Genomic DNA, 23,012 nt, shown 5'->3' with positions numbered 1-23,012 from the left:
ACTCAAACCTCTTTGTAATGTATTGATTTTATTGGTTTTAATAATAAGGACTTAAAGCTTACCCACGGTGGCGTATGATAGCGGATTTGAACTGATATGAAAGGATAAGAAATATTAAGTATGGATTCTAGTATAGCAAGTACTTTTATCACCATCGTTAAAAGCAGGATAATGATCCATTCAAGAACTTCCCATATAAGCCGATAAGCAATACATATCACTTTATTTGGCGTACAAATGCTGGTTACTAAGTTTTCCAAGCACATTAATGGATTAATTGAATACCTTTCTTCCCCTGATGAGAGAGGAAATGCAGATCTTATCAGAAATTATTTTAGAGAAATGTACCCTCAATTTAAATGCGAAACACAAGCAAACGATGCAGATGGTTACGTCCCAGGTCATTTTATTCTTGAATTAAAAAGCAAACAACAAGATTGGTTCAAGGGATTAATTCAGGGACTCGCTTATAAACGACATCTAGATGTGACCTTAATAGTGGTTGCAACTCATAACTTATTAGCTGTTTGGGATGTTAAAGATATTCCTGATCAAATTGTAGATGAAATATACTTGAGTCAAGATGCTGCCAGTAAAATAGGAGTTCAATTAGCCAAAAAATATGAAACTCAGGCGCGAACAATTTTTAACAAGGCACTTTGGAGAGGAGAAGGGTTAACTGGAATATTTAGTTTAGATACAGATCAGGTTTTAAGGGAAATTAAACTTTTTGAAAAAACATTAAAGGATTCTAGGAAAACACGGCTAAAAATAACCACAGATGATTTTACCAAAATATTAAAAGAGATGGTTGATTATTTTATAAATCCTATAAAAGCTGTCTCAGCATTTTATAGTATGATTTTTGGTTGGACAAAAGAATCCGTTGTTGAGTTTAGTAAAAAATCGCCCGAGATGGCATCTCTTCGTGGTGAAGTCATTAATAATTTGAATCCAAGAAAGAGTGCAAAATTTAAAGAGTTTGTGGAAAAATATTATATTCATTTGCGTAAAGATGAGAACATCGATGATTTTTTTGCTAAATATGATAGAGCACTAGATTCGGTAGATAGGGATTTTAGGATTAAACATGGAATATTTTTTACCGATTTGTCACTATCAAAATTTGTCTTATGGTACGTTAAACAATCAATATCAAATTTAGGTGAGGATTATCTAGTAATAGATCCTGCTTGTGGAAGTGGTAACTTGGTGACGAATTGGCGAGCACCATTACAGCTAAGACATAAAATTGTAAGTGAAATTGAACCAGAACTCCTCTTTACTGTTGAAAACAGAATGAAGGGCGATGCTTGGCATTATGGTAAATATACTGTTATACCCAGAATTTCCGAAGGAAAAGGATTAAATTTTTTAACTCATTCAGCAGTTGAGTATTTAGATATTTTAAAAAGTTATTTACCGGGAAAAGATGTAAACAAGCCGATAGCATTTTTATGCAATCCGCCCTATCGGGGTGATGATGACCAATCTGCTAGTTCAGTAGAATATCAAATTCATCCTGATATTTTATTGCTCATAGGGAAGGAAGCAGCTACAGAGCGATACAATTGCTTTCTTGCGCAGATGAAATTGATTTGTGATCAAGCTCCAGATAGTGGTTTACCAGAAGATTCTTTGTTGCTCGTATTTACAAAGTCATCATGGCTCACAGATAGACTCTCCTTTGAAAAGATACAAAACATCATTACTGAATCTTTTGATTTTCAAGGTGGCCTTCTATTTAACAGTAAGGAGTTTTTTGATGTTAAGGGAAAATTTCCTATAGCATTTACCATTTGGAAATATAGAAATAAAATTAAACAAAGCAATGCTGTGAAACGTAACGTTTTGCTATGTGATTTAACTTGGGTGGAAAAGAAAAAATTACAAGAAATGCCATGGCCTATTAATGAAAAAAATGATTCCACAATTTTAGATGATTTATGTAAGTCTATTATTAATGATAAAAGATCTATTTTTGTTTCTTTAACTTCTAAGCATTTAAAATCCATTAGGGAATGGGCTGGGCAGAAAATGCTGGATTTTAAAAGAGATAGACGAGTGGCTGAAATTGGACAAATGAATGTTGGAGGTCTCCCAGAGAATGACCATAGAATGGCAAATAAAAAAGCCTATGGTGATGCTAATGGTAAGTTCATTGGATTTATGGATGATCTTACTCCATGTCGAGTTAAAAGAGGCCGGTTGGATTTCCTTGGTTTAGATTAGACACTGCATTTATGGACTACAGAAAAATTCGATGTTGCTCCGGCCCAACCCCTGTAAAAAGCTATTGTGCTTTTGATTTAGATTCAGCCAAAAAGACATTTTTTTGGTTTGCATTAGGAAAAACGATAGCTCAAACTGGGTTTCCGATGTGGGTTGATGCTATTGAGCTTTGGGCACCTCATATAACCGAGCAAAATGATAATTTAGTTACTAAATATATTTTTTCTATTGGTTTAGCAGATAATGAGTGCGTGGAGACATTTTTTCCAAGTAATAATCCAATTAAAGATCTACCCGAGCTGCACATTACCAGCCCATTATGTCCAAATAATGAGGATTCTTTCTGGTCTACGGTAATGTCACCCATATTTAGTAAAAATGAAGATAGCTTGCCTGATTTATTGGTAATGGCTATTTATGAACTTTATAAAGAATGGTCAAAACGGTTCGATAATAATGCTGAGAAATGTGCAACCTTTACTAAACCATATTTTGTCGAAAACGGATTTTTACGAAGGACATCTGGTTTAATACAAATAAAGGAATATGCTGAGGTTGAAAATGATCAGGCCTTACTTGCGCTATATAGAAAATCTAAAGAGTTGCTTAAAAAAGTTAAAGCGCAGTTTTATGAGTATTTATTGGATAGTAATGGACTTAATTATTTCGCCAATTATCAAAATAATAATGCTCTGGAAAATGATGCTCATTCTGAATACGAAAGTGACAAAATCAAAGATAATCCTATTGAAACAGATTTTGATAAAATATTAGAGAAACGAATTGCATTAACCGCAATTATTCTTGATACCCTCAAAGGAGATAAAAATTTAGGTCGTACAAAATTGGCTAAAATTCTATATATTAGTGACGTATATAATAACTTGGACTTAAATGCTAAATATTATAGAAATGCTGCAGGTCCCTTGGATAGTAGATTTTTATATAACAAAAAAATAGGCATTGAAGCCATTGGCGAAAGGTACCATTATTTCAAAACCCATACTGGTTTGAGTAAATTAATCAATTACCAACCAGATACAAATTTTGACTCTCTTTTGTCAAAATCATACAAAGTATTTAAGAATAAACTCGAGGATATAAAAAAAATAATATTATATTTTAAAAAGTTGGATACAGAGCAGTCTGAAATTTTAGTAACATTATTTGCCTGTTGGAACGACTTGTTAATCGAAAATAGAAATATAACTGATGAAATAATTATTTATGAATTTTATGAACAATGGCACCCAAGAAAAAAGCGATTTGACAAAACTAGATTGTTAAAAGCTCTTATGTGGATGAAGAGCAATAACATAATACCGAGTGGCAGTAATAAGAATACACACACATATACAAAAAATGATTTTGATTTTTAGGGCTAATTGGTAGCAATTTCTATAGCAGCATTATTCTCATAAGAAAAAACAGACTCACTCCCTTCAAGTAACTGAATAGAAAACCCTAGATTTCCTGGCCTTAGAGGAAGTTGCGGAGTTAACAATGCTATGCTGATCGTAGATTGTTTTTTATCCATATTGATTTGGCCGCTAATATTAATAAGCGGGCTATTTTCAATTAAATACTCAAACTTAAATTGATCAGGGTGTTTTTCATTTTTTTCTATTTTAAATCGTAGGAGCAAGGCGAGAGTGGTGGCTATCGGCCATTGAATTTCAGCGGCAGCACTTCCATTAGTTTGGAATATTATTTGATCGCTATATAATCCCATTAAAGAAAGTTTGTTATTTAATTCAAATCTAATATCTTCGCAAAAAATTGCATCAATTATTTTCATCTATCTTCCTACATAATATTTTACTTGCGGTTCATTTACACCAGTATTCCTACTCTCATCACGAGCAAATTTAGTAATTAACCCACTACTTTCTCTTTCTAAAGCTGTAATGGCCACAGGTGGATTTAATGCCTTGCTGGCTCCTTGCTCGAACTCTTGAATTGCTGCTTTGATTATCGCGGAACTTGTAAAAGTCGAATTAAATTTATGCTCAGCAACACTTATTATCCAAGGAAATGTTGCTAATACCCGAAGTAATGCAAGCCCACTCGAAGAAAAATCTCCATTTTTCCATCGAGTTAAAGTTCTTGCTGGGAGCTCAAATACACGCTCTAACATTGCCATTGAAATATTTGATCTATTAAAGCCATCAAGAATTTCTTTAATCATGTCTAGTTGGGCATTCTTTTGAGCGCTTATATAGTTTTGATCTGTTTCTGATAGGAAATCACCCTCTTCAGAACAAGAGTTACATTTGTAATAGATTTCATCATAGAAAAATTTATTACCGAGAGTTAATTGATCAAACGTTTTATTCTCGTAACGAGTCATTTCTGTAGCCCCACAAGCTGGGCATTGATTTTTATCCATATTCATGAGTTTCTCCGCATGAACTTCACTTTTTTAATTTACTAAATGCATCACGAAATACGGAGTTTCTTGTATCAGGTAATAGATTATTCTTGAACGATTTAATAACCCATTTCCCTGTGGCTGGTTGAAAAAAAAATGCAATATAGCCATGTTTTTCACCAGAATAGAAACCATACGCATCCACTTTTATTACAATTTTTGGATCCGGATTGTTTTCCCACTGCTTAACATTCAGCAAATAGGGATTTTCAAGTCCATCATTTCCAATAAACTCCAAAATTTGCGCCTGAGTCTTGAGATTAAAATCTGTTTTTGCTGTTGCTACAGCAGCTCTCAAAATATATGTATTAGGCGGCTTCTTTGAGCAATTTTTTATAAATTCATCAAAATCATATGCAGCAGAAGACACAGAAAATCTCGTTATTATTGTTTTAATAAAAGTCAGGCATATGTTGTATCATAGCATAAAATGAAGAAATTTGTATTTCATCAGATCAATAATGTAGTAAAGCGGCTTTGGAATAATGGGAACGATGGAAATATGAGATTGAAATTAGCTTAGCTTGTAATGCTCGCTAATTTCGTCAAGTTTTCGGCTCATATCAACATGCTCATTAATCTTTGGCCTTCCTCTGGTAAAATATTTCCAGTAGAGATTTCTGATATTATTTTTTTGCCAATAGCTGACAAGCTTTAGATATTTTCAATCTCGAATTCATTTATATCAATTTGCACGGGTTGACTAGTTACTCTTGGCTTGGGAGCGAGAGCTCATTTAAAGCCAATAAAAGGATAGTTATCGGTGAGCGATGCACTAACAGCAAATGAAAAAATCGCTTCTAATCTATCATGTAAGCGATGTGTTACTTCATGATGGCCTTTTGCTTCATGAGGTTGGATTATTTCAAAAAAGTTCCGCTTTAGTTACTTCACCAATTGGCCTATCACCAATAAAAGGATAAATATCACGAGTGAGACTTTTGTAGTGGCGATTGCTGGTAACGGCTTTCCATCGATGGGTGTTTTTTTGATACCATTGCTCTGCAACCTCCCGAAAGATGATCTTTTTTTGTTCGTCAACATCACCTTTTCTGGGATCAATCCCATTATCTAGTTAACTATGGTGTGAACTTGCGATGACGCGGGCTTCTGCTAAGGATAAGCTAGGATAATTGCTTAATGTGATTGTTTGAGGCCTCTTTTCCCATTGAAAACGAAAGATTAATACCTTCTTTCCACTTGGCCTTATCTCTAATACTAAGCCATCACGATCAGCATGGCGTTTTCCATCTTCTATCTTTAATGATTTAATCTTTGCATCTGTAAGCATGACAGTTACCTCAACTAAGTGGCAACTTTGAATAGAGGGGGAATATAAATCTTATCCAAGATCTTACCCTAAGTGCTCGCGGTTATATGCGAAAAATAACGAATAGTTGAGAAAGATTTGAGAAGAAGAAGTCTATGTTAATGCAATATAAATCAGGATGTTACGTGATAATTTGAACGATTATGAACTGTTGTAAAATAGTTCAATGGTACCGAGAAGAGGACTCGAACCTCCACGGGGTTGCCCCCACTAGCACCTGAAGCTAGCGTGTCTACCAATTTCACCACCTCGGCATAGTGCGCTACGTTACGCAAAATAGAGTCTTATGTCAATATTTTTTTATTTTGAGTAGGGTAACCCTGCTTTTAAAATTCGTTCTCTGACGCCTTCCCATTCACTCGTTTCTGGAGGAAGTTCTATGGCAATGCAGATGGCATTGGAAGAATCAGCATATCTGAGCTGATAATATAAATCATAAGCTGCTTTTTCAGGATTGTCTGCCAGAAGATGAAACAGCTCGTCTTCTACACCCTCGGGTTGTTTGCTGGCGATGACATAAACATCACCCTCTCTTCTTTGGCAAAAGCCGGACAGTTTTTCAAATTGTTTAAAATAGTATAAGTTTTTTTGCGGTTGATAATGACTCTCTAATTTGCCGGGTACTCGAATATTGGTTTCTTTGGCAGCGTAACGAGAGGGAACAACAGCGGCTATCGCTTGTTCATCAATGAGCCCGTGGCGCAAAATTTGATATGTCTCAGGATTGGTTGCATCCACTATAGTCGATTCAATGCCAACGCGGCATCGACCACCATCTAAAATTAATAACTCCTGATCTTTGAAGGATTGCTTTACATGTAAGGCCGTTGTTGGGCTGACTTTACCAAAAGGATTGGCTGATGGAGCAACTATAGGGCTATTCAGTTTTTGTAATAGTTTTTGGGCAACCGGGTGTGCAGGACATCTTATGGCTATAGTGGTTTGGCCGCCAGTAATTAAGGGGTTAATATGGTTCTCTTTGCCGCGGAATACCAGAGTTAAAGGTCCAGGCCAGAATGTATTAATTAATATCTGTGCATATTCCGGGATTTCGTCTACCAGTTCATTCAAATCCCAATCTTCTGCTATATGAACAATTAACGGATGATTCAATGGCCTGTTCTTCATGGCAAAAACTGCTTTAATCGCTTTATCTTTATTGATCAGCGCAGCTAATCCGTAAACGGTCTCTGTTGGAATGGCAACAGGTTTTCCATTCTTTAAATCAAGAATAGCTCGATTCAGATTAGTGGTAATTTGGGGCATAAATGGGTCTCATTAATAGGTTGATATAATATAGGAAACTGGCCAAAAGAATGGGTAGTAACAGAGCATTATTTTTACACAGATCGCCCTGCTAATGGAATAGTTAAAACTAAAAATAACGCCAACTCGCCCTATTGTGCACTAATCATGATACCAGAAGTGCATTACCTCACCAAAAGGTACAGAGGAGCTGGAATTTTGGTTTTATTAAATCCCGGTTGAGGAGTTGTTTTAAAGACTGTCAGACCATCCGTCCAACAGTCTTAAAGCCCTTTTAGATATAGCTTTCGTAATGGGGCGTCCACATTGTTGCATCAATGGCTTTATCAATTTCAGGGTCATTCATTGCACTTATATGTCCTTCTTTGATGCCTTGTTTGATTACTGCTTTGGCTATATGTCTGCTGACCTCCCTGATTGATGACAGTTCAGGCAAAAGGCGACCTACACCCGTTTCTACTGCTGGTGCTAATTCACTTAAAGCTATGGCGGCTGCCATCATCATATCATCAGTGACCCTTCTGGCTTTTCCTGCAACAACTCCCAAACCCACTCCTGGGAATATATATGAATTATTGCACTGAGCAATATCAAATTTTTGCCCGTTCAATTCTATTGGATCAAATGGGCTTCCAGTTGCAATTAATGCGGTTCCAGAAGTCCAATGCAGCAAGTCTTCAGGAATAGCCTCTACACGGGATGTTGGATTTGATAATGGAAATATAATAGGTCTTTGGCAATAATCAGCCATTGATTTGATCATCGATTCCGTGAATTGTTTGGGTTGTCCAGACACACCGAGAAGTATCGTTGGTTTTGCATTAATGATGACATCGTTTAAGCTGATTTGCTCTAAATTGTGTACGTTCCAGTTTTTTAATGAATCCAAGGGTTGAGTAAATCCTTTTTGGAACGGCAACAGCTCGGTCATGCCATCATGAAGCAGTCCATTCCTGTCAACTAAATAAAAACGAGAACGGGCTTCCGCTTCAGATAAGCCCTGACTCATCATGGCGTGTACTAATTGTTCGCTGATTCCACAACCTGCAGATCCTGCGCCTAACAGTGCGATGCGTTGGTCTTTCAACGGCGTACCAGCAACACGCGTTGCAGCAATAATCGCTGCGACAGCTACCGCAGCGGTGCCTTGAATGTCATCATTAAAGGTACATAATTGATCTTTATAGCGTTCGAGTAATGGATAAGCATGTTGTTGGGCAAAATCTTCAAACTGTAATAAAACATTGGGCATATGCTTTTTAATGCTTTGGACAAATTGATCGACAAAATCGTCATACTCTTTTCCTGTGATTCGCTCATGCCGCCAGCCAATGTATTCCGGATCCTTTAAGCGTTCCTGATTATTGGTACCAACATCCAGGATGATCGGGAGCGTTTCCGATGGTTTTATACCACCACAACTGGTATAAAGTGATAATTTTCCAATAGGAATCCCTAATCCTCCTGCTCCTTGATCACCCAAGCCGAGTATCCGCTCTCCGTCTGTGACGACGATAACGCTTATAGTTCGTGATGAGGCGATCGATTTGATAATCTCATCCATTTTGTCCCTAACTGGGTAACTTAGAAATAGACCTCTTGGTTGCCGATAAATATGTGAAAATTGCTCACAAGCCAAACCGACTACCGGGGTGTAAATAATGGGCATTATTTCTTCGAGATTTTCAATTATAAAACGATAAAATAGCACCTCATTGTAATCTTGCAGAGCTCGTAAATAGATGTGTTTTTCTAGGGGTGTTTCTTTTAAGTGATACGCGTCATGGCACCGAACAATCTGTTCTTCAAGGCTCTCAACGGTTGAGGGAAGCAGGCCATGTAATCCAAACCGATCTCTTTCTTCAGTGCTAAAGGCAGTATTTTTGTTGAGCAGAGAATCTTTTATTAATTCCATTCCATGTTTTGTTATTGTTACAGTCATTTAAACACTCCTTGTTATGGTTCGCAGGACTTATGAAGAATGCCCAATCTCTTGATACATCTAGTGTAGTTGATTTTTATCTATTTTGTTGTGATGTTCTATTTTGCCTTTTAATCCCCATCAGCATAAAATGAAAATCTTTACCATCAAAAGCTAGGGATTTATAAGGTGTTACTCACGTTAACGGAAAAAATGATGGATGGTTGCTTTGCTGTGGTTCCACGACAGAAGCCACAGTCAATGCATATTGATCATGCGAAGATCATTGCACATAGAGGCGCTCACAATAATACCAAAGGAATCATCGAAAACACTCATGAATCTTTTCATTTGGCACGAAACGCCGGGTGTTGGGGAATCGAATTAGATGTACATGCCACGGCAGATGGTGTCTTTGTTGTGAATCATGATAGAACCCTCAATCGCCTGTGGGGTCATGATGTGACTATTACTGATTTGACGTTTCATGATTTACGCTCTTTAGTTCCAGAAATTCCTTCGCTTGCCGAGGTGATCACCGAGTACAGCAGAGATCTGCATTTGTTCATCGAATTAAAATCACCAATAAAGGATGAGCGTTCATTGATGAACACTCTACAGGGATTGTCACCCATCCAAGATTTTCATTTACTGGCTTTAGAGGCGTCTATTTTTGACTCTTTGACGCTGTTCCCAAGAAAATCCTTATTATTGGTAGCCGTCCATAATAACGTGAACCAGTTTTGTGAGTTAAGTATCCAGGAAAATTACGGTGGCGTAATGGGAAGTTATTTACTTTTAACCAACAAGAAAAGAAAAAAACTAGATGAAGCCAATCAAGTTTCAGGAGTGGGCTTTGTGAATTCCAAAAACAGTTTGTACAGGGAGTTAAACCGAGGTATAAATTGGATATTTACGAATAACGCTATCGAAATAAGTCAGCATTTGCACCAGCTGCGTTCGGAAAAAAATAAATGATTGGTAGTGCTGGTGACGTGCTTTTGAAATGAAGCGGCTCCAGGGGTCTGCTAAAAAATAAAGGGGTGTTCAACTAAATGGTACAAGGAATTCTTCATTTTTATAATGCATTTAAAAACTCCTGGAATGGTCTTAAATATGCCTTTCGTTATGAGTGGGCATTTAAATTTGAATTGGTTCTTTTAGCTTGTGCCATTCCTTGTGCCTTTGTTCTTGGGAATAACGCGGTAGAATTGATACTCTTGATTGGCTCAGTAGTACTGCTTCTTATTGTTGAGTTACTTAATTCAGCAATTGAAACCACAGTAGACAGGATTAGCTTGGAGCATCATCCTTTGTCAGGTCTCGCAAAAGACTTGGCATCTGCGGCCATTTTTGTTGTTGGTATTAATGCCGCAGTTACCTGGGGAGTTTTTCTTGTCTATGCCTTGCTCTGAAAAGGGGCTCATTAGATCAATGTGGCAGTTCCTAATGACTTTTTATACTTTCCTGTCTTTGGTCATGGAGTATAGAACAACCGAGCGTAAGCAATGGATCCCGCGGTTAAAGCCGCGGGAATTCGAAGAATGGAGTTGAACGGTATTTTTAAAGCGGTGAGGAGATTGAGCAATTACTGCCCGGTAAATTGATTGATGGTACGAGTTAAACGATCGACTAATTCATCAATTTCCTGTTCACTGATAATCAATGGCGGTAAAAGTCTGACTACGGTGTCTGCGGTTATATTAAATAAAACTCCATTGGCAAGGCCGAGAGCACGCATGTCATTGGCGGGTCTGTCCAGCTCTATACCTATCATATAGCCTTTACCCCTTATGGTTTTGACATGAGGATGTTCACCGAGATTGCTAATTAATTTATCCAGGAGCAGCCCACTGTTTTTTGTTACCTTTTCGCAGAGTTTATCGCGTTCAATTACATTCAATACGGTCAATGCTGTAGCACATGCCAGTGAGTTTCCGCCAAAGGTCGAACCATGATTGCCAGGTTTAAACAGGTCATTAGCCCTTTTACTCATGAGACAGGCGCCAATCGGCATCCCATTACCCAGTCCTTTGGCCGTAGTTAAAATATCTGGTTGAATCCCATAGTGCATGCAGGAAAACAGTTTTCCTGTACGGCCATTTCCTGTTTGGATTTCATCTAAAATAAGCATCCAGTCATGTTGTTCACAAAGTTGAGCTAATGAGCGCAGGTATCCTTCCTCCGCTGGATAAATTCCGCCCTCACCCTGGATGGGTTCTAACATAACTGCGACTACATCTTCTCTATTGGCAGCAATAGTATGAATGGCATCAAGATCATTAAATGGTGCTCGAATAAATCCAGGTACCAAGGGTTCAAAACCCGCTTGAACTTTGCGGCTTCCGGATGCAGTTAAAGTAGCCATTGTTCGCCCGTGGAAGGCTCGTTCCATTACAATAATAGAAGGCGTTTCAATGCCTTTTTTATGTCCATAAAGACGGGTTAATTTAATGGCAGCTTCATTCGCTTCTGCACCTGAGTTGGCGAAGAACACCTGATCCATTCCTGCCATGGCGGTAAGTTTCGCCGCAAGCAGCTCTTGCTCCTTAATGTGAAAAGCATTGGAGGTATGCAATAATTTAGCCGCCTGCTCCTGGATTGTTTGCGTCACCTCGGGGTGTGCATGGCCAAGACCACAAACCGCTATTCCGCTTAAACCGTCGAGATATTCTTTTCCCTGTTCATCGTACAGCCAAACCCCTTTACCATGGGTAAAGGTTACGGGCATCGGATTGTAGGTCGTAATTAAAGCCATGATTTCTCCCTTTCGTCCTTATCATTATTTCATGTTATTGCTTACAAAATCCCAGTTGACTAAAGACCAGAATGCATTAATGTAATCGGGGCGCAAATTGCGGTAATCAATGTAGTAGGCGTGTTCCCATACATCACAAGTTAATAAAGCGGTTAACCCATCGATCATAGGCGTAGCAGCGTTACTGGTGCTGACTATCTTCATAGCGCCTGTTGCATCCTGGACAAGCCATGCCCAACCAGAACCAAAGGTTGTCGCTGCTGTCTGGGTGAATTGTTCTTTGAAGGCAGTGAAGCTACCGAAGTGTTTATTGATCGCTTCAGCCAGTTTGCCTTTGGGTTCTCCGCCACCATTGGGACTCAAACTGTGCCAATAAAATGTATGATTCCAAACCTGGGCTGCATTATTAAAAATTCCGCCTTTTGCTTTCATGATAATGTCTTCAAGACTCATCGCTTCAAATTCGGTACCGACTATAAGTTTGTTTAGATTGGTAACGTAGGCATTATGATGTTTGCCGTAATGGTATTCCAAAGTTTCTTTTGATATATGCGGCGCTAAAGCGTCCAGCGCGTAAGGTAATTGGGGCAGGGTAAATGTCATTGTTATCTCCGATTCATAAAGCGATTAGTGTAGCAGGATGGATGCGATATTCAATGTACTTGCAAGAGCATTTGATTATTATTTTTTGTAAATTTGGTGTATACTATTAGTCCAAATTGACTATTTTATCAAATAAATCTCTTTATTTATGAAATAGCATCAGGTTGCCAGTATGGTTGATTTGCTGCATCATAATGCAAATGCGACTCATTAGTTGCGACCTTGTCTGGTTTTCGCCATAATTGGCGGGATTTATTTATTAAAAAGGTGCATAAGTGGATACTTTAGATAAAATTAAAAAGCAAATTGAAGAAAATGCAATTATGCTTTACATGAAAGGAACACCCAAGATGCCACAATGTGGGTTTTCTGCTCGCGCAGTCCAGTGCATTGAAGCGTGTGGAGTTGACTTTGCCTATGTTGATATCCTTGCTAATCCTGATATTCGTCAGGTTTTACCCCAGGTTTCTGATTGGCCTACTTTTCCACAACTTTATGTGAAAGGTGAATTAATTGGTGGTTCTGACATCATTGCTGATATGTTTCAGCAAGGTGAACTAGAGCCCATGTTACGTGATGCGATTGCTGCATAATGACAATAATAGCGTGAGGATAACCTCACGTATTGCAATGGAGATCATAGAATGAGTGTATTAGTTGGGCGTAAGGCGCCAGACTTTACTGTAGCTGCAGTAATGGGTAATGGTGAAATCGTTGATAAATTTAATTTACATGAACACTTAAAAGGTAAATACGGTGTGGTTTTTTTCTACCCTCTCGATTTTACTTTTGTGTGCCCTTCTGAGCTGATTGCTCTTGATCATCGGATTGAAGAGTTTAAAAGCAGAAACGTTGAGGTGGTCGCAGTTTCTATCGATTCTCACTTTACTCATAATGCTTACAGAAATACTTCAGTAAAAAATGGCGGTATTGGACCTGTACGCTATACTATGGCTGCGGATATGACACACAGCATCTGTCAATCATATGGCGTTGAGCATCCAGTTGCTGGCGTTGCATTCCGTGGTGCATTCATCATTGATACTAATGGAATGGTTCGTTCTCAAATTGTTAACGATTTACCAATTGGCCGAAATATTGATGAAATTATTCGTACTGTAGATGCTGTTCAATTTTTTGAAGAGCACGGAGAAGTGTGTCCTGCCGGCTGGAAAAAAGGTGATGCCGGTATGAAAGCATCTCCTCAAGGTGTTGCCGCTTATCTGTCTGAACATTCAGACTCTTTATAATGCGCTTTAATCCGGGAATTGTTAGTCTCATTTTATGATGAGACAAGTTCCCGGATTTTTATTAAACCGTTCAATTACAACATCGACAATGTACGCCATTGATTGGTCATGGCACAAAATAAATCGGCTGTCTTTTCCGCATCGTAAATGGCTGAATGAGCCTCTTGAGGATCGAATGGGATTCCTGCTGCATGAGCTGCTTTTGCCAACACGGTTTGTCCATAAATTAAACCACCCAGTGTTGCAGTATCAAAGCAGGTAAATGCATGAAATGGGGATTTTACCCCTGTTCGTTTAATTGCTTCCTTTATAAACAATAAATCAAACCAGGCATTATGTCCTACAAGAACCGCTCTTTGGCAGCGTGTTTTTTTTAAGGCAGCAAAGATGGGTTGAAATAATCGCTCTAAAGCAACTTGTTCCTCTACTGCAAAACGCAGAGGCTGAAAGGGATCGATTTGATTAAATTCCAACGATTTCTGATCTAATTCAGCCCCGGAAAAAGGTAAGATGTGCTCAAAAAAACTATCTCCTCGTTTCAGTTGCCCCTCTGAATCCATTTCAACGAGAACAATACACATTTCCAGAAGCGCATTTTTATGTGGCACTAAACCGGCAGTTTCAACATCAACAACTACAGGCAGAAACCCGCGAAATCTCTCTTTAATATGGGGGCTTAATACAGTATTATTTTTCTTCATGGGTACTCCAAAGCAGCGTTTGTCCTGCAGCCATGGGAACTACCTTACCCTGCCCAAAAGGCATCACTTCAGGAACGTTTTGAGGGGTGTTTATCAATTCAATCTGTTCTTTGTTTATAGGCAATTGATAAAACTCGGCTCCATGCACACTCATAAAATCGTTAAGTTTATTTAATTGATTAAGCTCATCAAACATCTGGGTGTAGAGGGCAACAGCAAAGGGCGCTGAATATATCCCGGCGCAACCACAGGCACTCTCCTTTGTTGATGTTTCGTGAGGGGCAGAGTCAGTGCCCGCAAAAAATTTGGGATTTCCACTGCTGATGGCGAGTTGCAGAGCCCGTTGATCGTTCTCATGTTTTAATATAGGCAAACAATAATAGTGGGGCTTTAATCCCCCGGCCAATAGATCATTACGATTATAAAAAAGATGGTGAGGAGTAATTGTGGCGGCAACCGTTTGGGGGGCATCACTGACAAAGTCGACAGCTGTTTTGGTTGAAATATGTTCCAGTACGATTCTCAATTTAGGGAAATTAGTGATTATGGGGATTAAATATTCATCGATGAATAATGCTTCTCGTTCAAAAATATCACTATGAGTCACCTCTCCATGAATTTGTAAGACCAGATTATTGCTCTGCATGACCTCAAATAATGGATAAAGTGCACTTAATGATTTGGCACCTGCTTCAGAATTGGTTGTCGCACCGGCCGGATACAATTTTGCACCTAAAATATAAGGCTCTGATGCAGCAATGTGTAGTTCATCAGCTGACACCGATTCATTGAGATAATACGTCATGTAGGGATTAAAGGAATTACCGGTGGGTGTAGCTGCGACTATCCTTTCTCGATAACTTTGTATTAATGGTAAGGTAGTAAGAGCTGGTTTAAGATTCGGCATGATTAATGCGCGGGCAAAGTGTAGTGCTGTTGCTGGAACCGTATGGATTAATTGGTCTCCGTCTCTGAGATGAACATGCCAGTCATCTGGGCGGTTAATAAGTAGAGATCGCATAATAAAGATTCCTGCAACATTGCCGATACTTAAGGATATCATGAATTTGGTCATTGGGATGAGCAAATAATGGCACTTGGACATTTTTCAGGCAAAAGCATTCTAACCGGTATGATGAGCAGTATGCTCTATATGACAAGTGCCATGGCGGTGCCACATATTGATTATGCCAGTCCCATGGGAGCTGAAAAATGGAAAATGAGTGGAAATCCACTTCGATGTGGATTGTCATTGGCTATTCCAAATTATGGAATAGGATATTTTGAACAATACGCTACAAAACCGCCACATTTTATTTTGCGCAAATGGGATCAGGTACAGAGAGCATTGCCAGCTCAGGTTTTGGCAAAACCTCCTGTCTGGAAACCCTCTTTAACCAATTCGTATGTCGTTGCCCGTTCTTTTATTAAGCCAGGTGAATACGGTATTTATCTAGGCCGGGAACCGGCTTTAAAATTACTGATTTTTTTATCCCAGGGCTATCAGGCAAATTTTAATTATTTATCGGAAGAAGGATTTAGCGTTACTGTAGCACTTTCACCAATTCGCTTTCAGAAAGTGTATGCAAAATATCAACAATGTCTCGGCGGACTATTGCCCTTCTCTTATGACGATGTAAAAGAAACGGTCTTTCATTTTGGCATAGACAGCCGGGTGTTAACCGATGAAGATAAAGCGCAGTTACGCCGAATTGCTCAATATGTTGCCGCAGACATGCAGGTCGATGTAATTCGAGTTGTCGGTTACGCTGATGAGAGCGGCCGCAAAGGATATAATAATGCAATTTCTCAATTCAGAGCCGAAGCGGTAAAGAACTATCTAATATGGCTTGGAGTACCCAAAAGCAAATTGTCTGTCACCTGGGTTGGAGCACTAAAACCCATAGCACGCAATGATACTGATGAAGGACGTGCTGCAAATCGCCGTGTTGTCATTGAGTTGATAAAAAAATAATCCAATCTTTCCAATAATGCTATCTAGCTGATAGTATTCAATAAATTCTATTTTATCTTGACTTTTTCATAGTCACTTTAGATACTCTCATAGTTATTAAAACACTCACTAAAACATAGCATCTTAGCTATAAAATGCTTTGCATGTTGCATTATAACTAATGGAATTAACAAATATTCGATGGAGAGAAGCATAATGAGTTTAAAAAGAACAACAGTCGCATTACTGGTTTTAGGCAGCGGGGCGGCATTTTCTGGGACCATGGGGCCAGTCTGTACTCCTGGTAATGTAACCGTTCCTTGCGAAAGTACCGCTTGGGATGTCGGTTTAACCGCATTGTACTTAGAGCCTATAGAAGATGCTAACTGGGGTTACCGCAGTATTGTGCCTGTGGCTGGATATGATCATTATAGTGATTGGAATCATGGTTTTGACTGGGGGTTTAAACTGGAGGGTTCTTATCATTTCAATACAGGCAATGACCTCACTGTAAATTGGATGTATTTAAACCCGGTAAATAATGGTTACTTTGGGATCGCTGATCGAACTTTTCATCACGAATTGACATGGAACGTAGTTAATGCTGAGTTGGGCCAGTTTGTTGATTTTAGTTTAAATAAGAAGATGCGGTTCCATGGCGGTGTTCAGTATGCGCAACTAAAAGGCAATCTCAACAACTACCGAGGAGGCGTATTTACCAGTCATGCTGACTCAGAATTCAGCGGATTCGGGCCTCGCACTGGTATTGATATGAATTATGTGTTCTCAAATGGCTTTGGGGTCTATGCAAAGGCTGCAACTGCTGTATTGGTCGGAAGCAGCCGATTTTATGATGGGTTCTTCTTGAACTATGGTTCAAAAAATGCGGTGGTTCCTGAAGTTGAGGCTAAGTTGGGCGCGGCTTATACTTATTCGCAAGCTCAGGGCGACTGGATTCTGGATGCAGGTTATATGTGGTTTAATTATTTCAAAATAACACATAATTCAATTGCTATTCCTTTTGGAGGGTTTGAAGGTAATCTTGCAGAGTCAGGTCCTTATATCGGTTTGAAATATGTAGGTCATGTATAAAGCGCGACATACAAAAAGTTGTTGGCATCACCCATTTGGGGGCGCGTTCTTAAATGGGTGAATAGCCAAGCTTAGAAATTTTATCATGGATTCCAATTTTAAAAAGTGAATACAATGCTATAAAAACGAAACAATGGGTGTTTGGTTCTAGTCGATTTCAGAAAAACAATATCTGCTCAAAATTTACATTGCGTGTCCAAAAAAATGTTATCTCCATGAAAATATTCATTTTTTTAATCGAAATTCTTGACAACCTGAAAATCAGTGCTGATACTCATATCGTTGCATGCTTCGAACCTGAACGACGAATGCATGCTATTGACAACTCTAAAAGGTGAGTTATCAATAAAATGGGAACTCAATTATAATTTAGTGGAGACAAGGCATGTTAAGTTTGAAAAAAACAGCAGTGGCTGTTCTTGCTTTAGGTAGCAGTGCAGTGTTCGCTGGTACTATGGGACCAGTTTGCACCCCAGGTAACGTGACCGTTCCTTGCGAAAGAACCGCTTGGGATATTGGTATCACAGCGCTGTATTTACAACCTGTATACGATGCTGAATGGGGTTATCATGAAACACCTACTGTCAACGGGTACACACATTATCGGGATTTGAATCAGGATTGGGATTGGGGCTTTAAGCTAGAAGGTTCTTATCACTTCAATACCGGAAATGACATTAACGTTAACTGGTATCATTTGGATACAGATAACAACGGCTATTATTCTAATGCGATTGATCATTACCGTCATAACGATAAATGGGATGCTGTTAACGTTGAGTTAGGTCAATTTGTTGATTTCAGCGCCAACAAGAAAATGCGTTTCCATGGTGGTGTACAGTACGCAAGAACGCAAATGGATCACAATTTTTACACCAGCGGTGTCTTCTCTTCTAATGCAAATTCTGAATTTAGCGGTTTCGGACCACGTACCGGTCTTGATATGAACTATGTATTCGGTAATGGTTTCGGTGTTTATGCTAAAGGCGCAGCAGCTATTTTGGTAGGTACCAGCAGTTTCAATGATGGGCTTCATTTAAGATACGGCTCCAAGAATGCAATAGTTCCGGAAGTTGAAGCGAAACTTGGCGCTGATTACACTTATGCAATGGCTCAAGGTGACTTGACTCTGGATGTTGGTTACATGTGGTTCGATTACTTCAATGCGATGCATAATTCCGCATCTCCAGTAGGCTTCCAAAGCGACTTCACAGCCTCTGGCCCGTACATTGGGTTGAAGTATGTTGGTAATGTGTAATTTGTTAAGTTTTTAAGAAATTTCAGCAATACTGTTGACTTTATTTAAGTCCGGCTGGATAATTTATCTAGGTACGCTCTCGATTAGAGCGAAGAATGCGTACTGTTGCTGATTACTTATAAAATTGGTAACGAACGGAAATTAATAATAAAAAAGTGGAGATAAGCATGTTAAATTTGAAAAAAACAGCGGTAGCTGTTCTTGCTTTAGGTAGCAGTGCAGTGTTCGCTGGTACTATGGGACCAGTTTGCACCCCAGGTAACGTTACTGTTCCTTGCGAAAGAACTGCATGGGATATCGGAATTACCGCTCTGTATTTACAACCTGTTTATGATGCTAATTGGGGTTACCGTGAGAACGTTGATCTTAACGGTTATCACCATTACCAAGATTGGAATCATGATTGGGATTGGGGTTTCAAACTAGAAGGTTCTTACCACTTCAACACTGGAAATGACATCAATGTTAACTGGTATCACTTAGATACTGATAACGACGGTTATTTCTTCGGTTCAGTTGATAACTATCGTCACAACATCAAATGGGATGCTGTTAATGGTGAGTTAGGTCAATTCGTTGATTTCAGTGCTAACAAAAAAATGCGTTTCCACGGTGGTGTTCAGTATGCACGAATCCAAATGGATCACAACCGCTATAACAGTGGCGTATTCCTAGCTAATGCAAACTCTGAGTTCAGTGGTTTTGGACCACGTACCGGCCTTGACATGAACTATGTATTCGGTAACGGTTTCGGAATTTATGCTAAAGCAGCTACTGCAATTTTAGTTGGTACCAGCAAATTCAATGATGGCTTTAACTTCAATTACGGTTCTAAGAATGCAATTGTTCCAGAAGTAGAAGCTAAACTGGGTGCTGATTACACTTATGCAATGGCTCAAGGTGACTTAACTCTTGACGTTGGTTACATGTGGTTTAATTACTTCAATGCTATGCATAATACAATAGGAAACACACTGGGTGGTTTTGAAACTGATTTCTCAGCTTCTGGCCCATACATTGGTTTGAAGTATGTTGGTAATGTATAATTTCTTATTAAATTAAGAATTATTGTAGAGCCCGTCATTAAGGTGATGGGCTTTTTTTTTCTTTTACGTAAGGGAGTATTTATGTTAAAAAAGACGACTTTAGCTGTATTGGGAATGGCAGCAAGCAGCTTTGCAATTGCTGGCACTATGGGACCAGTATGTACACCTGGAAATGTTACAGTTCCTTGCGAAGCAAGCATGTGGGACATTGGTGTACAGGCTCTGTACTTAAGTCAAATATTTGATGCTGATAAAGCATATCAACATGATACTTTACCATTTAATGGCTATCGTGAAGTAAATAATGAATGGGATTGGGGTTATCGCCTGGAGGGTTCCTATCATTTTAACACAGGTAACGATGCAACCATAACCTGGGTTCATTATAAAAATGATGCAAACCGCGATGGTTTTGTCGGATTAATACCCTTTTCACAATTAGCGGCTCCATTATCTTCATCTTACCGTATTCAAGACGATACTTATTTTGATCAGGTTAATCTTGTTCTGGGTCAGCATGCCGATTTTGGTTTGGTTAAAAACATGCGTTTTTATGGTGGATTGCAGTATGCCAACATAAATGATAATGCCTATTCCTATTTTTACCGATCACCTGCTCAATTAATTCCATTAGGAATTGATTCTGTGTATCAATATGATAAAACAGCTTTTAAAGGTGTTGGTCCGGTAGTTGGAATTGATTATTCATACGATATAACCGATTCATTCAGTGTTACAGCGAATGGAGCAGGTTCTATTCTTTATGGAACAAGTCGCTTTGACTATGGCTTCACTGGTGCACCTGTAGGCGCTATATTATTCGATCGATATGGTAGTAAGAAAGCAATTGTTCCCAGTTTAGAAGCTAAACTTGGAGTAAATTATGCTTATGCTATGGCTCAGGGTGTATTGAATTTTGAGGGTGGCTATCAGGTAGTGAACTACTTTAATGCCTTACAAACAGGTGGCGTTAACGGATTCACAGCAACTCAAGTTGTTAACAGCGATTACGGTTTGTATGGACCATACTTCGGTGTTAAATATGTCGGTAATGCATAATTGAGCAATTGCTGATGATCAAGCCCATTTTTAATGGGCTTTTTTAATGTATAGGTACGGATTTTTCATTAATTTTGTTACAACATCTCAAGAACAACGTAACACAACCTTTCATACCCGTTTAAACTAATCTAATCAATTATAGAACTAATAAACTTCAGCCTGAAACAATATATTTCGCCCGTACTTTGATTAAAAACAAGATCTAAATTTACCTCTAGCCATCTCGAAATTGTCACGATATAATCCGACACCTAAATGGTGTTGATGTAAAAATAATAAACAGGAGTACCCCGCATGAAGTTTAAGAAAATCATATTGGCCTTAGCCTGTTTATCAACGAACTTATATGCGGAAAATAACCAACAACTCCAACGTGAAATTCAACGTTTACAACATCAGGCTAAAGATTTACAAACACAACTTGCTCGATTACAAAAAAAATTGGTGTCACAGAATACATCGCAAGAGCCCAGTAATCGAAAACCTGTTGCGAAAAAAAGTTCGCCTAAAGCGGTTCCTGGCGGGAATAAAGACAAGAAAAAAAGAAATGATTATTATTCTACACAAGTAACAGTACACGCCCCGGAAGCGCATCCCGAGTCAATAGGTTTTTACCCTACAGCGCTTGTTGCCGATGATCAAGTCGTTACTTATATCGCGGGTACCCCGGTAGTCAGTTCGCCGTATTTGGGAGACAGGCCTGCGTTTGATGGTTCAGATTACATCGTCAATATTTCGAGTATTAATCGGGATATTCGTTTGATGCAACAGCGTCGCCGTCTTTATAGAGCCTATCAGAGTATAGGCTACCCTGTTCCTCATATGCCCATTATAGCCTTGAGTGGAAAATCTGAACCTGTAGGAGTCCTTAACGATCCGTTTAGAGGCAATACCAATGGTGATTTGACCTTGGGTTCAAGTGAGTTAGATATCGCTGCTGCACTGAATCAAAATGTTGAAGCCTATATTGCTATAGCTTACGATGAAAGCCCCCCTGAAGTAGGTCCTCGCATTAATAATTCAGCTTTTAATTTAAATATGGGCTTTGTGAATATTGGGAATCTGGATAAAACTCCATTGTATTTTACTGCGGGTCAGCTTTACGTCCCCTTTGGCCGATACTCAAGCTCTATGATCAGTTCTCCTTTAACGATGAATGTTGCACGTACCAAAACTAGGCCCTTTATTTTAGGTTATAAATCTCAGGAAGATTCAGGACCTTTTGCTGCGGTATATGCTTACAGAAGTGATACTAATTTAGGTAAATCTGGTGTAGGTGGAGTGAATTTAGGGTATATATTTGAATATCAAGAGGTTACAGGTGAAATTGGAGCGAGTTACATTAGTTCAATAGATGATGCGGCAGGAATGCAAAGCACGGGTTCTACTATAGGTACCACATTCGGTGGATTCGGCTCAATTACTAATGGTAACGAAGCTGTAAGAAAAACCCAGGCAATGGACGTACACGGCAACATAGGCTATGACCGATACAATTTCACTGCTGAATGGGTTGGCGCGACACAAGCATTTAGACCGCAGGATTTGAGTTTCAATGGTAGAGGTGCCAGACCTCAGGCTGCTCAAGCTGAAGTCGGTATGACCTTTAGGGCCTTCAACAGACCCTCTTCAATTGGTCTGGGATATCAGTGGTCAAAAGATGCTTTAGCCTTAAACTTACCTCAACAAAGGTTTGTTGGTGTATTCAACATATCAATATGGAAAGATACAGTTGAAAGTTTGGAATATCGTCATGATATCGATTACGGAGCGGGACAATATGCTAATGGAGCTGCTCCTCCTGGATTGGTGAATCTTCCTACCTTGGGTACAGGTCGTTCAGCGGATACAGTGTCTGCCCAGATAGGAGTCTATTTCTAGAGGATTTTGGTTCCTCATAAGGTGGCTTCCAGTGTTTCGTAACTTGTTTCTGCGGATGAGTACTCGAGATTACCTTTCCACCTACTGCAGCCTGCTAAAATAACTCCAGTGCCAGGCTGCAATAAATTCCTGTTTAAGCTTATGCTCTCCGGAACGCCAGATATTCTGTTTACTTTTTATATCGTATACGACCCTCTCAAAAAGATCCGAACATGTGTACTACTTGC

21 protein-coding genes, 1 tRNA gene and 1 pseudogene are annotated in these 23,012 nt (G+C 39.0%); 12 read left to right on the top strand and 11 right to left on the bottom strand.

Features of this window, described 5'->3' with window-relative positions:
- Window positions 1-237: 237 nt before the first annotated feature.
- Both ELY21_RS00440 and ELY21_RS00435 read left to right on the top strand, forming a co-directional pair.
- Window positions 238-2,232 (top strand): hypothetical protein, encoded by a 1,995-nt coding sequence (locus ELY21_RS00440; protein ID WP_127105857.1) that lies wholly within the window; start codon window positions 238-240, stop codon window positions 2,230-2,232.
- Between the two features lie 11 nt (window positions 2,233-2,243).
- Window positions 2,244-3,611 carry a hypothetical protein gene (locus tag ELY21_RS00435; RefSeq protein ID WP_127105852.1) on the top strand — a complete coding sequence of 456 codons (1,368 nt, stop codon included), beginning with the start codon at window positions 2,244-2,246 and terminating at the stop codon, window positions 3,609-3,611.
- 2 nt (window positions 3,612-3,613) lie between these two features.
- On the opposite strand, the gene ELY21_RS00430 is transcribed toward ELY21_RS00435, so the two are convergent.
- The 7 genes from ELY21_RS00430 to ELY21_RS00400 all read right to left on the bottom strand — a co-directional run bounded on the left by ELY21_RS00430 (window position 3,614) and on the right by ELY21_RS00400 (window position 9,201).
- Window positions 3,614-4,030 carry a hypothetical protein gene (locus ELY21_RS00430; RefSeq protein ID WP_127105850.1) on the bottom strand — a complete coding sequence of 139 codons (417 nt, stop codon included), beginning with the start codon at window positions 4,028-4,030 and terminating at the stop codon, window positions 3,614-3,616.
- Window positions 4,031-4,627, bottom strand: coding sequence for a hypothetical protein (locus tag ELY21_RS00425; protein ID WP_127105847.1), 597 nt, complete (start codon window positions 4,625-4,627; stop codon window positions 4,031-4,033). It abuts the gene before it with no gap.
- Between the two features lie 19 nt (window positions 4,628-4,646).
- The gene (locus ELY21_RS00420; RefSeq protein ID WP_127105845.1) at window positions 4,647-5,033 is read right to left on the bottom strand and encodes a hypothetical protein; all 387 of its coding nucleotides are present in this window, start codon (window positions 5,031-5,033) and stop codon (window positions 4,647-4,649) included.
- A gap of 705 nt (window positions 5,034-5,738) precedes the next feature.
- Entirely contained in the window at window positions 5,739-5,954 is a 216-nt protein-coding gene (locus ELY21_RS00415) for an Arm DNA-binding domain-containing protein (protein WP_127105843.1), read from the bottom strand.
- Window positions 5,955-6,160: 206 nt separating this feature from the next.
- Window positions 6,161-6,247 (bottom strand) — tRNA-Leu (locus ELY21_RS00410).
- A 46-nt stretch (window positions 6,248-6,293) separates the two neighbouring features.
- Window positions 6,294-7,259 carry an L-threonylcarbamoyladenylate synthase gene (locus ELY21_RS00405; protein ID WP_127105841.1) on the bottom strand — a complete coding sequence of 322 codons (966 nt, stop codon included), beginning with the start codon at window positions 7,257-7,259 and terminating at the stop codon, window positions 6,294-6,296.
- A 274-nt stretch (window positions 7,260-7,533) separates the two neighbouring features.
- On the bottom strand, window positions 7,534-9,201 hold the full coding sequence (locus ELY21_RS00400) for an NAD-dependent malic enzyme (protein WP_127105839.1): 1,668 nt from the start codon (window positions 9,199-9,201) through the stop codon (window positions 7,534-7,536).
- A gap of 168 nt (window positions 9,202-9,369) precedes the next feature.
- Here ELY21_RS00400 and ELY21_RS00395 point away from each other — a divergent pair, with 168 nt between their 5' ends.
- A complete protein-coding gene (locus ELY21_RS00395) occupies window positions 9,370-10,158 on the top strand; it encodes a glycerophosphodiester phosphodiesterase family protein (protein WP_127105837.1) in 789 nt (262 codons plus the stop codon).
- 77 nt (window positions 10,159-10,235) lie between these two features.
- A complete protein-coding gene (locus ELY21_RS00390) occupies window positions 10,236-10,595 on the top strand; it encodes a diacylglycerol kinase (RefSeq protein WP_127105835.1) in 360 nt (119 codons plus the stop codon).
- 173 nt (window positions 10,596-10,768) lie between these two features.
- Here ELY21_RS00390 and ELY21_RS00385 read toward each other — a convergent pair whose 3' ends face one another.
- Window positions 10,769-11,938 (bottom strand): aspartate aminotransferase family protein, encoded by a 1,170-nt coding sequence (locus tag ELY21_RS00385; RefSeq protein ID WP_127105833.1) that lies wholly within the window; start codon window positions 11,936-11,938, stop codon window positions 10,769-10,771.
- Between the two features lie 24 nt (window positions 11,939-11,962).
- Window positions 11,963-12,541, bottom strand: coding sequence for a superoxide dismutase [Fe] (sodB, locus tag ELY21_RS00380; protein ID WP_127105831.1), 579 nt, complete (start codon window positions 12,539-12,541; stop codon window positions 11,963-11,965).
- 275 nt (window positions 12,542-12,816) lie between these two features.
- On the opposite strand from sodB, the gene grxD reads away from it, so the two are divergent.
- Window positions 12,817-13,134, top strand: coding sequence for a Grx4 family monothiol glutaredoxin (gene grxD / locus ELY21_RS00375; protein WP_028382887.1), 318 nt, complete (start codon window positions 12,817-12,819; stop codon window positions 13,132-13,134).
- A 51-nt stretch (window positions 13,135-13,185) separates the two neighbouring features.
- Window positions 13,186-13,791, top strand: coding sequence for a peroxiredoxin (locus ELY21_RS00370; RefSeq protein WP_028382886.1), 606 nt, complete (start codon window positions 13,186-13,188; stop codon window positions 13,789-13,791).
- 74 nt (window positions 13,792-13,865) lie between these two features.
- Here ELY21_RS00370 and rnt read toward each other — a convergent pair whose 3' ends face one another.
- Window positions 13,866-14,492 carry a ribonuclease T gene (gene rnt, locus ELY21_RS00365; protein WP_127105829.1) on the bottom strand — a complete coding sequence of 209 codons (627 nt, stop codon included), beginning with the start codon at window positions 14,490-14,492 and terminating at the stop codon, window positions 13,866-13,868.
- Window positions 14,479-15,513 carry a dihydroorotase gene (gene pyrC / locus ELY21_RS00360; RefSeq protein ID WP_127105827.1) on the bottom strand — a complete coding sequence of 345 codons (1,035 nt, stop codon included), beginning with the start codon at window positions 15,511-15,513 and terminating at the stop codon, window positions 14,479-14,481. The genes rnt and pyrC overlap by 14 nt, the downstream gene beginning before the upstream one ends.
- Window positions 15,514-15,582: 69 nt before the next feature.
- On the opposite strand from pyrC, the gene ELY21_RS00355 reads away from it, so the two are divergent.
- The 6 genes and pseudogenes from ELY21_RS00355 to ELY21_RS00325 all read left to right on the top strand — a co-directional run.
- Complete coding sequence (locus ELY21_RS00355) at window positions 15,583-16,467, top strand: OmpA family protein (RefSeq protein WP_127105825.1); 885 nt, start codon at window positions 15,583-15,585, stop codon at window positions 16,465-16,467.
- 192 nt (window positions 16,468-16,659) lie between these two features.
- A complete protein-coding gene (locus ELY21_RS00350; RefSeq protein ID WP_127106170.1) occupies window positions 16,660-17,538 on the top strand; it encodes an Lpg1974 family pore-forming outer membrane protein in 879 nt (292 codons plus the stop codon).
- Between the two features lie 385 nt (window positions 17,539-17,923).
- Window positions 17,924-18,796: an Lpg1974 family pore-forming outer membrane protein gene (locus tag ELY21_RS00340; RefSeq protein WP_127105823.1), complete on the top strand. Its 873-nt coding sequence runs from the start codon at window positions 17,924-17,926 to the stop codon at window positions 18,794-18,796.
- A 167-nt stretch (window positions 18,797-18,963) separates the two neighbouring features.
- Window positions 18,964-19,842, top strand: a complete 879-nt coding sequence (locus ELY21_RS00335; RefSeq protein ID WP_127105821.1) for an Lpg1974 family pore-forming outer membrane protein — start codon at window positions 18,964-18,966, stop codon at window positions 19,840-19,842.
- An 81-nt stretch (window positions 19,843-19,923) separates the two neighbouring features.
- On the top strand, window positions 19,924-20,901 hold the full coding sequence (locus tag ELY21_RS00330; RefSeq protein ID WP_127105819.1) for an Lpg1974 family pore-forming outer membrane protein: 978 nt from the start codon (window positions 19,924-19,926) through the stop codon (window positions 20,899-20,901).
- A gap of 561 nt (window positions 20,902-21,462) precedes the next feature.
- Window positions 21,463-22,785, top strand: a pseudogene (locus ELY21_RS00325) (LbtU family siderophore porin); the annotation flags it as partial.
- Window positions 22,786-23,012: the final 227 nt, after the last annotated feature.

Origin of the sequence: Legionella sp. km535 (assembly GCF_003990085.1) — a bacterium.
Taxonomy (GTDB): domain Bacteria; phylum Pseudomonadota; class Gammaproteobacteria; order Legionellales; family Legionellaceae; genus Legionella; species Legionella moravica.
This window is presented reverse-complemented; position numbering and strand designations above follow the sequence as displayed.

Bases quoted from the DNA above. Each gene is read 5' to 3' on its own strand.
- rnt (WP_127105829.1), bottom strand. From the start codon at position 14,492: ATGAAGAAAAATAATACTGTATTAAGCCCCCATATTAAAGAGAGATTT.
- ELY21_RS00415 (WP_127105843.1), bottom strand. From the start codon at position 5,954: ATGCTTACAGATGCAAAGATTAAATCATTAAAGATAGAAGATGGAAAA.
- ELY21_RS00405 (WP_127105841.1), bottom strand. From the start codon at position 7,259: ATGCCCCAAATTACCACTAATCTGAATCGAGCTATTCTTGATTTAAAG.
- ELY21_RS00340 (WP_127105823.1), top strand. From the start codon at position 17,924: ATGTTAAGTTTGAAAAAAACAGCAGTGGCTGTTCTTGCTTTAGGTAGC.
- ELY21_RS00435 (WP_127105852.1), top strand. From the start codon at position 2,244: ATGGACTACAGAAAAATTCGATGTTGCTCCGGCCCAACCCCTGTAAAA.
- ELY21_RS00355 (WP_127105825.1), top strand. From the start codon at position 15,583: ATGGCACTTGGACATTTTTCAGGCAAAAGCATTCTAACCGGTATGATG.
- ELY21_RS00430 (WP_127105850.1), bottom strand. From the start codon at position 4,030: ATGAAAATAATTGATGCAATTTTTTGCGAAGATATTAGATTTGAATTA.
- pyrC (WP_127105827.1), bottom strand. From the start codon at position 15,513: ATGCGATCTCTACTTATTAACCGCCCAGATGACTGGCATGTTCATCTC.
- ELY21_RS00440 (WP_127105857.1), top strand. From the start codon at position 238: ATGCTGGTTACTAAGTTTTCCAAGCACATTAATGGATTAATTGAATAC.
- ELY21_RS00335 (WP_127105821.1), top strand. From the start codon at position 18,964: ATGTTAAATTTGAAAAAAACAGCGGTAGCTGTTCTTGCTTTAGGTAGC.
- ELY21_RS00385 (WP_127105833.1), bottom strand. From the start codon at position 11,938: ATGGCTTTAATTACGACCTACAATCCGATGCCCGTAACCTTTACCCAT.
- sodB (WP_127105831.1), bottom strand. From the start codon at position 12,541: ATGACATTTACCCTGCCCCAATTACCTTACGCGCTGGACGCTTTAGCG.
- ELY21_RS00390 (WP_127105835.1), top strand. From the start codon at position 10,236: ATGGTACAAGGAATTCTTCATTTTTATAATGCATTTAAAAACTCCTGG.
- ELY21_RS00400 (WP_127105839.1), bottom strand. From the start codon at position 9,201: ATGACTGTAACAATAACAAAACATGGAATGGAATTAATAAAAGATTCT.
- ELY21_RS00425 (WP_127105847.1), bottom strand. From the start codon at position 4,627: ATGAATATGGATAAAAATCAATGCCCAGCTTGTGGGGCTACAGAAATG.
- ELY21_RS00370 (WP_028382886.1), top strand. From the start codon at position 13,186: ATGAGTGTATTAGTTGGGCGTAAGGCGCCAGACTTTACTGTAGCTGCA.
- ELY21_RS00330 (WP_127105819.1), top strand. From the start codon at position 19,924: ATGTTAAAAAAGACGACTTTAGCTGTATTGGGAATGGCAGCAAGCAGC.